11 protein-coding genes are annotated in these 12,748 nt (G+C 55.4%); 4 read left to right on the forward strand and 7 right to left on the reverse strand.

Features of this window, described 5'->3' with window-relative positions:
• Window positions 1-10: 10 nt before the first annotated feature.
• On the forward strand, window positions 11-1,024 hold the full coding sequence (locus ACWWFX_RS17990; protein ID WP_456147530.1) for an aldose 1-epimerase family protein: 1,014 nt from the start codon (window positions 11-13) through the stop codon (window positions 1,022-1,024).
• A 72-nt stretch (window positions 1,025-1,096) separates the two neighbouring features.
• Complete coding sequence (locus tag ACWWFX_RS17995; RefSeq protein WP_456146751.1) at window positions 1,097-1,549, forward strand: DUF1198 family protein; 453 nt, start codon at window positions 1,097-1,099, stop codon at window positions 1,547-1,549.
• 17 nt (window positions 1,550-1,566) lie between these two features.
• Here the strand turns inward: ACWWFX_RS17995 and adeD are convergent, their stop codons facing one another.
• Entirely contained in the window at window positions 1,567-3,333 is a 1,767-nt protein-coding gene (gene adeD / locus ACWWFX_RS18000) for an adenine deaminase (RefSeq protein WP_473224410.1), read from the reverse strand.
• 188 nt (window positions 3,334-3,521) lie between these two features.
• Here adeD and ACWWFX_RS18005 point away from each other — a divergent pair, with 188 nt between their 5' ends.
• Window positions 3,522-4,856, forward strand: a complete 1,335-nt coding sequence (locus ACWWFX_RS18005) for an NCS2 family permease (protein ID WP_473224411.1) — start codon at window positions 3,522-3,524, stop codon at window positions 4,854-4,856.
• Window positions 4,857-4,986: 130 nt separating this feature from the next.
• Window positions 4,987-6,171: a purine ribonucleoside efflux pump NepI gene (gene nepI / locus ACWWFX_RS18010; protein WP_456146748.1), complete on the forward strand. Its 1,185-nt coding sequence runs from the start codon at window positions 4,987-4,989 to the stop codon at window positions 6,169-6,171.
• Between the two features lie 50 nt (window positions 6,172-6,221).
• Here the strand turns inward: nepI and ACWWFX_RS18015 are convergent, their stop codons facing one another.
• From ACWWFX_RS18015 to ACWWFX_RS18040, 6 genes are all read right to left on the reverse strand, one after another.
• Complete coding sequence (locus ACWWFX_RS18015; RefSeq protein ID WP_473224412.1) at window positions 6,222-6,521, reverse strand: YicS family protein; 300 nt, start codon at window positions 6,519-6,521, stop codon at window positions 6,222-6,224.
• Between the two features lie 64 nt (window positions 6,522-6,585).
• Window positions 6,586-7,497: a carboxylate/amino acid/amine transporter gene (locus ACWWFX_RS18020; RefSeq protein ID WP_041686136.1), complete on the reverse strand. Its 912-nt coding sequence runs from the start codon at window positions 7,495-7,497 to the stop codon at window positions 6,586-6,588.
• 87 nt (window positions 7,498-7,584) lie between these two features.
• Window positions 7,585-9,018: a PTS N-acetylmuramic acid transporter subunit IIBC gene (murP, locus tag ACWWFX_RS18025; RefSeq protein WP_015343963.1), complete on the reverse strand. Its 1,434-nt coding sequence runs from the start codon at window positions 9,016-9,018 to the stop codon at window positions 7,585-7,587.
• Between the two features lie 22 nt (window positions 9,019-9,040).
• Window positions 9,041-9,943: an N-acetylmuramic acid 6-phosphate etherase gene (gene murQ, locus ACWWFX_RS18030; protein WP_473224413.1), complete on the reverse strand. Its 903-nt coding sequence runs from the start codon at window positions 9,941-9,943 to the stop codon at window positions 9,041-9,043.
• Window positions 9,944-10,102: 159 nt separating this feature from the next.
• Window positions 10,103-11,257, reverse strand: a complete 1,155-nt coding sequence (locus ACWWFX_RS18035) for a multidrug effflux MFS transporter (RefSeq protein ID WP_276222888.1) — start codon at window positions 11,255-11,257, stop codon at window positions 10,103-10,105.
• Window positions 11,258-11,363: 106 nt separating this feature from the next.
• On the reverse strand, window positions 11,364-12,746 hold the full coding sequence (locus ACWWFX_RS18040) for an efflux transporter outer membrane subunit (RefSeq protein WP_473224414.1): 1,383 nt from the start codon (window positions 12,744-12,746) through the stop codon (window positions 11,364-11,366).
• Window positions 12,747-12,748: the final 2 nt, after the last annotated feature.

The following is a 12,748-nucleotide window of genomic DNA, read 5'->3' on the forward strand; positions in this document are numbered from 1 at the left end:
GAGAACGATGATGACAACGCGTATTACATTATGGCGTGAGCTTTTTGCCGAACAACCGCGCACGCTGCTAAAAAATGACGATTTCACCGCGACCGCTTTTCGTTACGCCAGCGGCGTGGAAGGGCTGAAAATAGAGAATAACCGTGGTTACCTGGTGATTTTGCCCTGGCTGGGGCAGATGATTTGGGATGCGCAGTTCGATGGCCATGACCTGACTATGCGGAATATGTTCAGTCAGCCTAAACCGGCGACGGAAGTGGTGGCAACCTATGGTTGTTTCGCATTCCATTCGGGGCTACTGGCTAACGGCTGCCCGTCAGCGGAAGATACACATCCACTGCATGGTGAGATGGCCTGCGCCGCAATGGACGAAGCCTGGCTGGAACTCGATGGTGATGCATTGCGTATCTCGGGTTGCTATGAATACGTGATGGGATTTGGCCATCACTACCAGGCCCAGCCAGCCGTGATATTACGAAAATCCAGCGCTTTGTTTGATATTCAGATGGCAGTAACCAATCTGGCGTCAGTCGCGATGCCGCTACAGTACATGTGCCATATGAACTATGCCTATGTGCCAGATGCCACGTTCAGCCAGAATATCCCGGATGAAGCGCTGAAACTGCGTGAGTCGGTGCCTGCTCATGTTAAGCCTACCGAGCAGTGGCTGGCGTTCAATCAACGGATTTTGCAGGGCGAAGCGTCACTGGCGACGCTTAATCAACCGGCGTTTTACGATCCCGAAATCGTGTTCTTTGCGGATAAGCTGGATGCCTATACGGACCGCCCCGAGTTCAGCATGACCGCACCGGATGGCACGACGTATGTGACCCGTTTCTCCAGTGCAGAGTTGAATTACGTTACACGCTGGATTCTGTACAACGGCGATCAGCAGGTCGCGGCGTTTGCGCTACCTGCCACCTGCCGACCAGAAGGTCATCTCGCCGCGCAGCGTAACGGCACGCTTATCCAGGTTGCTCCGCAGGAGACGCGGACTTTCACGGTAACGACAGGGATAGCCTGAAGACACAAAAAACCATCGCCAGCGCTGAAATTCTCTTTATGATGTCGGGGTTGAACGACATTGAGAGGGCGCATGATCTGGATAATGCTGGCGACGCTGGTGGTGGTTTTTGTGGTGGGTTTCCGGGTGATGACATCCGGCCCGCGCCGGGCGATTCGTCGTTTGAGTGAACGTATGGGCATTACGCCAATGCCTATAGAATCGATGATCGATCAACTGGGGAAGGAGCCTGGCAACGAGTACCTTCACTATCTTGAACGCCCGAACGAGGCACATTTACAAAATGCCGCGCAGGTGCTGCTGATTTGGCAGGTGTTTATTGTCGACAGCAGCGAAGAGAGCATGCATCGCTGGCATCGCTTGCTGCAAAAATCGCGTCTTGCGGCACCGATTACCGATGCGCAGGTACGGCTGGCGTTAGGGTTTATGCGAGAGCTGGAGCCAAACGCCGGGGAACTGAACGCGTTTCAGGTTCGTTACAACGCGTTATTCCACGATGAAGATGGGGTGCGTTGGCTCCATTAATCTCACGGTTGCCGGAATTAAGGGGTCATCTCCAGCGTGGTGAAGGTAAATGCTTCACCATCAAAAAGCCCCATGCTGGTCAGTTTCAGCGCGGGGATCACCGGAAGCGACAAAAATGCCATCTGAATAAAGGGTTCTGCAGGAAGCGACCCGCACTCACGACCTGCATTCTTTAAAGCATCAATATGGTGTGCGAGGCTTTCAGCCGTTTCATTGCTCATCAGGCCGGCAACCGGCAGAGGGAGATGGCTTTGCACCCGTCCATCGTGGACGACGCATAATCCCCCACCATCCTGAATCACCTGGTTGACCGCCAGCGCCATCTCTTCGGTCGTCCGTCCAATGACGACAATATTATGGCTGTCGTGGCTGACCGTCGCCGCCAGCGCGCCTTTTTGAAGACCGAAGCGGCCCAACAGCCCACAAGCCGGCGCGAGTTGCTGACCGTAACGCTCAAGCACGGCAATATAGCAGATGTCGTCACGATCAAAACCGTCCTCTGTACAGAGACATTCTCCGGCCTGCGTGATGAGCTCATTATGAATGATATCAATCACCCGATAGCGTTTTCCCGGCGTGAATGAAACGTTGAAATCGGAGGCGACCAGCGGTGTGCGCTGAACCGTATTGCCATAGGGCGGCAACGTTTGAGAAAGCCTGGCCGGTTCTTCTGCGCTGAGCGTTTCTGCATTCACCGGTACTCCCTTAACCATCACCTGTTGCACGATAACGTGGCGAGCATCGCTGAGCAGCACAATGTCAGCCTGTTTACCCGGTGCGAGCAGACCAAGATGATGAAGGCCGAAGTGGCGAGCCGCTGACCAGCTGGCGACGCGATACGCGATATGCAAAGGCACATTGTGTTGGTTGATTAACCGACGAATGAGCGCATCAATATGGCCTTCATGGGCAATCTCCCAGGGGTTTCTGTCATCCGTACATAACATGCATTGCGGGCTATTGCTTTCGTTGATCAGCGGCGCAAGCGCATCAAGATTACGGGCCGCGGAGCCTTCGCGGATCATTAACGCCATACCGAGCTGCAGCTTTTTGCGACCTTCTTGCAGGCTATAGCTTTCATGGCAGTTTTCGATTCCTGCCGCAATGTAGGCATTTAACGCGGTGCCGCTTAATCCCGGGCAGTGGCCGTCCAGGGTTAAGTGCCGAAAAGCATCCATTTTATCGAGAAGAGTATCTTGCCCGGCGATAACGCCCGGGTAATCCATCACTTCCGCCAGGCCCGTCACCAGGGGGTGATCTCGCCAGTGCAGCATCTGTTCCAGCGGAAAGCGGGCGCCGTTAACATCGCTTCCCTCCAGCGCAGGCACGCAGGAACTGATCTGAATATATTGATTCTGTTTTGCTTGCTCGGCACAGCGAATAAACCATGCCAGCCCCGCTTCACCCATCACATTGACTATCTCATGTGGGTCGCAAATGACGGTTGTCAGGCCACGAGGTAAAGTGGCTGTTTCAAAAGTGACGGGCGTCATCATGCTGGATTCGATATGAAGATGCGCATCAATAAAGCCAGGTACGGCAATCGCGCCTTTGGCATCAATACGGTGTTGCGCCGTACATTCATGATACTCCGGGCCAATACCGGCAATGTACCCGCCTTTGATAACGATAGGGCCCGGGGTTTCTCCGCCATTTATCAAATCGAGTAATGTGACGTTATCAATAATATAATCTGCAGGGGCGTCTTTACGAGCTACGGCGAGTAATTCCTGGCGCTGTGTTCTGCTAATTTTATGATATTTGTAATTAATTGATGTGTTCATTTTATTTCTCATTTTGATTTTATCAAATTGATTTGTTTATTATCATTTTTGAGTTTTTGTTATGACATAAAGTTTATCGCTTATCATGCCTGAGCAATGTGATAACTATCACTGAACAAAAGGGATTATCTGTTTTAAAAAGAGGAGGCGTAATTTCAAATGGGCAGTCTTGCCAATGGATGATAATCATGAACAATAATACAAGCGATAGTACAAAGGATGATATCGGATTTCTTGCCCGCTTTTTTAAGTTGAGTCAGCATGGTACATCGGTACGTACTGAAGTGATCGCGGGATTTACGACTTTTTTAACGATGGTGTATATCGTTTTTGTTAACCCGCAAATTTTAGGTGCGGCGCAGATGGACATGAAGGTGGTATTTGTCACCACCTGTCTGATAGCGGGTGTGGGAAGCATTGCAATGGGGCTTGTCGCGAATCTTCCCGTCGCGCTGGCCCCGGCTATGGGGTTGAATGCTTTCTTTGCCTTTGTAGTGGTGGGCGCGATGGGCGTCAGCTGGCAAACCGGAATGGGTGCCATATTCTGGGGCGCGATTGGCCTGTTTCTGCTCACGTTGTTCCGAATTCGCTACTGGATGATTGCTAATATCCCAATCAGTTTACGAACGGGCATTACCAGCGGGATTGGATTATTTATCGCAATGATGGGTTTGAAAAACTCAGGCGTGATCGTTGCAAACAAAGATACGCTGGTGGCTATCGGGGATTTAAGTTCTCATAGTGTCTTGTTGGGTATTTTAGGATTCTTTATTATCGCTGTTCTCTCTTCCCGAAACTTCCATGCTGCGGTTCTGGTTTCTATTGTTATCACATCCTGTTGCGGCCTTTTCTTTGGAGATGTTCACTTTAACGGTATTTATTCTACGCCACCCGCTATCGGGGGAACAATTGGTGAGGTTGATTTAAAAGGTGCGCTATCATTGAGCCTTGGGGGAATTATTTTCTCTTTTATGCTGATTAATCTCTTTGACTCATCCGGAACATTAATTGGTGTAACGGATAAAGCCGGGTTAATTGATAAGCATGGCAAGTTTCCTAATATGAAAAAAGCGCTATTTGTCGATAGCCTGAGTTCAGTGGTGGGCGCATTTATTGGTACCTCCTCTGTTACTGCTTACATCGAGAGTACTTCTGGTGTTTCGGTAGGCGGGCGAACCGGTCTGACCGCCATTGTTGTCGGGGCATTATTCCTGCTAGTTATGTTTTTCTCGCCGCTGGCCGAAATGGTGCCAGGATACGCCACGGCCGGGGCGCTCATTTTTGTGGGCGTGTTAATGACATCCAGCCTGGTACGCGTTAACTGGGATGATTTTACAGAATCCGTACCCGCGTTCATTACGACGGTAATGATGCCGTTTACTTTTTCGATCACCGAAGGCATTGCGCTTGGATTTATGAGCTATTGCATCATGAAGTTATTCACCGGACGTTGGCGCGATCTTAACCTGTGTGTGATTCTGGTGGCGCTGTTGTTTGCGCTGAAAATCGTGCTGGTAGATTAATCCGGCTTCAGAATGACCCGCTGCGTCTGGCGGCGGGTACGCCAAAAAAGTTGTCAAAACGTTAAATAGGTCACACTCAGGGTGTTACACTGCGCAACTTTCCCGCATGCGAACAAACACCAGGTGGCCTATGACCGAATCGCTCTCTTCTTCACAACCTAAAGATACCGTTACACGGCCGAACTGGTCAGCCGTTTTTGCGGTCGCTTTCTGCGTCGCCTGCCTGATTACCGTTGAGTTTTTGCCCGTCAGCCTGCTGACGCCGATGGCGCAGGATCTGGGTATCTCTGAAGGCCTGGCGGGGCAGTCGGTCACCATGACCGCGTTTGTGGCGATGTTCTCCAGCCTGTTTATCACTCACGTCATTGGCCGCACCGATCGCCGCTACGTGGTGGTGATGTTTGCGGTGTTACTCACGCTCTCCTGCCTGCTGGTATCGTTCGCCAATAGCTTTGCGCTGTTGCTGCTGGGGCGCGCTTGCCTCGGCCTGGCGCTGGGTGGGTTCTGGGCGATGTCGGCGTCGTTGACCATTCGGCTGGTGCCAATGCGCGTGGTGCCCAAAGCGCTGTCGGTCATTTTTGGCGCGGTATCGATAGCCCTGGTGATCGCCGCGCCGCTTGGCAGTTTTCTCGGTGGAATCATTGGCTGGCGCAATGTGTTTAACGGTGCGGCAATCATGGGCGCGCTGTGTATTCTGTGGGTGATTAAAGCGCTGCCCTCGCTGCCTGGCGAAGCGGCGCACCAGCAGCAGAACATGTTCAGCCTGATGAAGCGCCCCGGCGTACTGGCGGGAATGAGCGCCATCTTCCTGGTGTTCGTTGGTCAGTTCTCTTTCTTCACTTATATTCGCCCGGTTTATACCACGCTGGCAGGCTTTAGCGTGGATGGCCTGACGCTGGTGCTGTTGAGCTTTGGGATTGCCAGCTTTGTCGGCACCTCGCTTTCATCCGCTATTCTGAAACGTTCGGTAAAAGGCACGCTGGCCTGTGCGCCCTTCGTGCTGACGCTCAGCGCGCTGGCGCTGATTTTCTGGGGGAACTCGCCAGTAGTTGCGTCTGCGGTGGCGATTATCTGGGGATTTGCGTTTGCGATGATTCCGGTTGGCTGGTCGACGTGGATCACCCGCTCGCTCTCCGATCAGGCAGAGAAAGCGGGATCTATTCAGGTGGCGGTGATCCAGTTCGCCAACACCTGCGGTGCGGCGCTGGGCGGCGTTGCGCTGGACCATTTCGGCGTGCTGTCGCCGCTGGCGATTTCCGCCTGCCTGATGCTGCTGACGGCCACGCTGGTGGCGACGAAGGTGAAAGTGAGTTAATGAATATTGCCGGATGGCGCTGCGCGTATCCGGCCATCATTTACGGGAAATCACTCCGCTTTCGGACACTGTACCTGTTTCACTGCGGCGCCATAGCGTTCCGTATCATTGCGTTCCAGCGCCAGCGTCGCTTCCCGCACGCGCAGACGATTCTCTTCCGTCGCCAGCACCAGATTCGCAAATTGATCGTCCGACACCGCGCCCGCCGGGGCGCAGTTTTTCTTCACGTCCTCAATCACCTGCCGCTTTTGCTGCTCAAACTTAAGTCCTTCCATCGGCGACTCGGCATACGCCGCGCCGGAGGCAGCCAGACAGGCCGCCAGAGAAAACAGCACCGGAATCATTTTCATGCTCATATCCTTATAGGGAATTCATTCCCCTTAACTATATGTGCAGCTGGCGATTCTGGACAATTTAGTGACGCTCTACCGGCGTACTGCGACGGCGGGAATCCAGCGAAATCAGGATAACCGAGGAGAGGATCAGCAGCGTGCCCAGCCAGTCCGGCAGGGTGAAGGTGATACCGAGCAGCAACAGTGACAGGAACGCGCTGCTCAGCGGTTCGGCGCAGCTCAAAATGCTGGCGCGTGGGCCGCCAATCATCTGCGCACCTTTCAGATACAGGCTAAAGGTCAGCGAGGTGCCAATCACCACCAGATAAAAGAACGCCAGCACCACGTTGCCGGAAAGCGTGAAGCTCTCGCCCTGGCCTGCGTAGAACGGCAGCAGCACCGCGCCACCGATGAGCATACTCCAGCCGACAATCGGTAGCGTGCCATAACGCGCAATCAGCTGTGACGGATAGGTGGTGTAGAACGCCGCCGTAAAGGCCGAGACAATCCCCCAGAACAGCGCGCCGCCGGAGATAGAAAGTGATGTCGGGTTACCGTGGGTGACCAGCAAAAACGTACCGATTAATGAGGTGCCGATAGCGGCAAACACCAGCATACCGGGGCGAGATTTACGCACCAGCGAGAACCACGCCACGATGATTGTCGGGGCCAGAAATTGCAGCACCGTCGCGGTGGCAGCGTTGGATTTCTCAATGGTCATCAGAAACGACAGCTGTACCGTCAGGGCGCCCACCAGAGTGAAGAACAGCAGGCTGAGCGCGTCTTTGCGGTTTTTCATAATGCGGAAGATGCGGTCGCCATGTACGAAAGAGAGTGTCAGCAGAATCAGCCCCGCGAATAGCAGGCGCGTCATAGTTAAAAACTGCGAGGACATCTGGCTTTGTTCCATGATGTACTGCGCGCATACCCCTGAACTTCCCCACAGCACGGCGGCGATAAGGACGTTCATCATCCCTCTTCTGGTGGAACCCATGTTGTTGTGATCTCGTCTTAATTTTTATCAGACGAGAATCATAGCACGCAGAAATAGAAGCCCCCAGCACAGGCCGGGGGCGGGGGATTAACTGAGATCGACGTTTTTACTGCCGAACAACCAGGTGAGCAGGAAACCGCAGAAGTAGGCTACCGCAAGGCCCGCAGCGTAAACCGCCATCCCGGCGTAGATACCGCTGTTGGAGGTCATTAACGGCAGCGCCACCAGGCCCGACGGGCCGAAGACGGTGTTCAGGCCGACGGGCAGGCCCATCCACGCGACCAGGCCGATAAAGAAGCCGCCGCACGCGCCGCCAAAACAGGCGGTGATAAACGGTTTCATGCGCGGCAGCGTGACGCCGTAGATCAGCGGTTCGCCGACGCCCAGCAGACCGGGAATGATCGCCCCTTTAATCTGCGTACGCAGCAGCGCGCCATGCTTCGCGCGGAAGTAAAGCGCCAGCGCCGCGCCGACCTGACCTGCGCCCGCCATCGACAAAATGGTGAACAAGGAGTTGAAGCCCTGTGCATCCATCAGCGCGAAGTAGACCGGCACGAAACCCTGATGCACGCCAAACATAACCGCCAGCAGGAACAGCCCGGCCAGCACCGCAGAGCCGAACGGGTTGCCGTTGAGATGCAGGAACAGCCAGGACATGCCGGTGAACAGGTAACCGCCGAGCGGCATAATCACCACAAAGGTGACCGCACCCATAATCAGCAGCGTAATGGCGGAGGTGAGGATCATATCAAGGTTGGCGGGCATGATGCTGCGTACCCGTCTTTCCACCCATGCGCCCAGAATCGCCGCGATCAGCACGCCGATGATGTTACCGCGCGGATCGATATCGTGACCGAAGAACTGCGTGATGCCGGAATAAAACCCAACCGTTGCTTCCGGGTTATAGCCCAGCACAAACAGCGAGGCGATAATCGCGCCGTTTACGCCCGATCCGCCGAACGCTTTTTGCGTGTTGTAGCCAATGAGGATACTCAGGAAGGTGAACATCCCCTTGCTGAAGACCTTCATATAACCAATCACTTCCACCAGCGTGGCGTTCGGATGGGCGCTTTTCAGTACGAACATCTGTTCCGCCAGCGTGGCGAAGCCAAGCAGCAGGCCCACGGCAATAAAGCCAGGGATTAACGGGGTAAAAATGGTGGCGAACTTCGCCAAAAACTTCTGAATTCCGCTGGTTTGTTTCTCTTTCAGCGCTTTTTTCTTTTCGCTGGCGACGTCAGCCAGTGAAGGTTCGGCCGTGGGCGAATCTTCCAGCAGCGCGTTCATCATTTCGGCGGCCGTCTGCGCTTTGCCGGGGCCGAGGATAATCTGGAACTGCTCTTCGCTGACCACCACGCCCAGCACGCCTTCCACCTGGCGGATGTTGGCGATATCGGCCTGTTGTTCATTACGCAGGGTTAAGCGCAGTCGGGTCATACAGTTCCCGGCCTGAACGACGTTTCCGGCTCCCCCCACCAGGGAGAGGAGACGGGCTATCATCTCTTTATTTATTTTCGCCATTCAATCTGTTCTCCAGGACGGTTTAGCCTTGCTGTAACGCCTTGCGGATATAGCCGTTATTTTCTGCGAGCAGGGTGGTGGCCTCGTCAGCATTCAGGTTTGCCAGCACCATCACGATGGCGGTTTTACAGTGGCGATGACAGGCGTTAAGCGCATTGACGGCGGATTCGCGGTCACACTCGGTCGCTTCCATCACGATGGACACCTGACGCTCAATCAGCTTGGCGTTAGTGGCTTCCACATCGACCATCAGGTTGCTGTAGACCTTGCCGCTGCGAATCATCGCGCCGGTGGTAATCATGTTCAGCACCAGTTTCTGTGCGGTACCTGCTTTCAGGCGGGTTGAGCCGGTCACCACTTCCGGGCCCACAACCGGGGTAATGGCGATATCGGCCAGTTGTGCCATTTCGCCGTGCGGGTTGCAGGTAATGGTTGCGACCAGCGCGCCCACGCTTTTGGCGTAGTTCATCGCGCCAATGACGTATGGCGTGCGCCCGCTGGCGGCGATACCGACCAGCACATCATTGGACGTAAAGTTCAGCGCTTTCAGGTCTTCCGCGCCCTGAGCAACGTTATCTTCAGAGTTCTCAACGGCACTGAGAATCGCTTTATGCCCGCCAGCAATCAGGCCAACGACCTGTTCCGGGCGGGTGCCGAACGTCGGTGGGCACTCGCTGGCATCAAGAATACCGAGGCGGCCAGAGGTGCCTGCACCGCTATAAATCAGGCGACCACCTTTCTGAAAGGCCGCTGCGACGGCGTCAACCAGTTGGGCAATCTGCGGCAGATAAGGCGTGATTGCGTGAGCAACCAGCTGATCTTCGCGGTTGATCACCGCCAGCATCTCTTCGGTGGAGAGGGTGTCAATATTGGTACTGTTGGCGTTGCGGCGCTCGGTCAGCAGTTTGCTCAGGTCGATACTCATAGTGGCCTCGTCTTCGTCAGTGGCAATCAGTATAAGGAATTTTTTATTCCTTTCGTGTGAAGGGTATCACGATTAAAGCCTGGCGAATAAGAGGGAATGCAGATGGGTAGTGACTTACTGCGGTAATAAATTTGGAATATTTTATTACCGCAGTGAATTTTATCGGACTTTGCTGAGCGAGAAGAAGAGGGCGATGGCGTAGGAAATTGCCATGGCGAGACTCATTTTGAGCATGGTTTCGCCACCCAGGCCGGCCAGCGGCGCGGCGATGCCGCCGCAGACGAACATCAGCGTACCCATCAGCGCAGATGCTGTACCAGACTGCTCGCTGCTGACTGCGCTCATCGCTTCAGAGCCGGATACCGTGCTGATCCCACTCATAAACGAGACGGTAAAGAACAGGCCAACCAGCGCCGGAATAGCAAGATGCAGCCAGGCCAACAGCAGCGTGATACCCGCGCAGGCGACCGCCAGCAGCAAGCCACGACGCAACAGCACTTCGGCGGCCACGCGGTGAGAAAGCTTCGAGAAAATCAGCGCGGCGATAATCAGGCCAATGCCGTTCAGGCCGAACAGCAGGCTGAACTGCATCGCGCTCATGCCGTACTCGCTCTGAATCACAAACGAGGAAGAGCCGATATATGAAAACAGCCCGGCCATCATAAAGGCCTGAATCAGGCAGTAGCGCAGGAAGCGGCGGTTTTTCAGCAGCGGCGTATTACGCGTTTCCTGGCTGGTGACGGCGCTTTTCGCGGGCAGCGTTTCAGGCAGCACCGCCAGGCTTAACAGCAGCAGAAGCACGCCGATCCCCGCCATACACCAGAAAAGAGTGCGCCAGTCGAAAGCGGTGATGATATAGCCACCAAGCACCGGCGAGAGCACAGGTGCAATACCGTTGACGGTCATCAGCAGGGCGAAAAATTGCGTCAGCATCGCGCCCTGATAGCGGTCACGGGCGATAGATCGCGACAGCACGGAGCCGCCCGCCCCGGCGAAACCCTGTAAGAAACGCCAGCCAATCAGCAGGTGAATATCCTGGGTCATCGCACACATCGCGGAAGAGAAAATAAACAGCAGCAACGACAGCGCCAGCGGTTTTTTGCGGCCAATATGGTCGCTTAGCGGGCCGAAGAACAGCTGGCCGAGGCCGAGACCGATTAACGCGGCCGTTAAAGAAAGCTGCGTTTGCGTGCCGGTCGCACGAAGCTGGTCGGTGATTTCCGGCAGCGCGGGAAGGTAAAAGTCAGTACAGAGTGGGCCGATGGCGGTCAGCAGACCCAGCGTCAGCACCCATGAGGGGGCGATGCGCGACATAGAAGCTCCTTTTTATGATTGTGGGGGCGGTTTCACCCCTCACCCTAGCCCTCTCCCAAAGGGAGAGGGGACCGATTGTGCACTGTGCTGCCTTTCTCCCTCTCCCTCAGGGAGAGGGCGGGGTGAGGGTGGCCCCACCGCCCAGCGATTGCCACAATGTAATGCGGTTATCCAGCTCGGTCTGTTGCAGCGCAATCAACGACTGCTGCGCCGACCACAACGTACGCTGTGCGGTCAGCACCGTCAGGTAATCGCTGCTCCCGGCCTGATAACGCTTCATCGCGATATCCAGCGTCTGCTGTTCAGCAGCGACATACTGGCGCTGGGCGTCCAGCTCTTCACTCAGCGTCTGACGACGCGCCAGCGCATCGGCGACATCTTTAAACGCGCTCTGAATCGTTTTTTCATAAGTCGCAATCAGCCCTTTTTTCTCCGCCTCCGCATAGCGAAGCTGCGCCATATTGCTGCCGCCGGTAAACAGCGGCAGGGTGATGGACGGTGCAAACGACCACACCTTCATGCCGTGGCTGAACAGTGACGAGAGCGAATCGCTGCCTACGCCCGCGCTGGCGGTCAGGGAAATTGTCGGGAAGAAGTTCGCGCGCGCCGCACCGATATTGGCGTTAGCGCTCAGCAGGTTGTGCTCCGCTTCCTGAATATCCGGGCGGTTGAGCAGCACCGAGGAGGACACGCCCGCCGGTACCAGCGTAATGGTGTTGTCGCCTAAACTTTCCAGCGTGCCCGGCAGCAGCGAGTCGGGCACCGTTTGCCCGGCCAGCAGGTTGATGGCGTTTTTATCCTGCATCACCAGCGTCTGATAGCTGGCAACGCTGGCGCGCGCCTGCTGATACACGCTCATCGCCGAACTGACATCCGTCGCGGCGGCGGTGCCGACTTCCATCTGCCGTTTCACTATCTTCAGCGAATCCGCCGCGCTGTTCATCGTCTGCTGCGCCAGCGCCAGATTACTGTTATCGGCGGCAAGCGTTACCCACGCGGTGGTGAGTTCGGAGATCATCGTCAGACGCGTGTTCTGCGCGGTGTATTCGCTGGCAAGCCAGGTTTCCCGCGCGGCGCGAGAAAGGCTCTGGTTGCGGCCAAACAGATCCAGCTCGAAGCTGGACACTGCGCCATCCGCCTGCATAGACGTTGCCACGCCGTTCGCCAGCGTACGGCTACGGCTGCCGCTTAACTCGGCATCCACCGTCGGGAACAGCGAGGTGCGCGTTTCGCCATACTGAGCACGCGCGGCATCGATATCGGCAATCGCTTTTTGTACATCGCGGTTGCTGTTCAGTGCCATGCTCACCACTTTGTTCAGGCGGGCATCTTTCACTACCTGCTGCCAGTTACCGATCACCGCCGTCGCCTGGCCCTGCGTGCCCGGCAGCGTTGCCGGGACGGGCGCATCTGGCCGTTGATAGTTTGGATCGAGTGATACACAGCCGACGCTCAGGAAGGCAATAAATAAAACAGAGAGACGAAACATAA

The organism is Pseudocitrobacter sp. 2023LY-00077 (assembly GCF_055796175.1).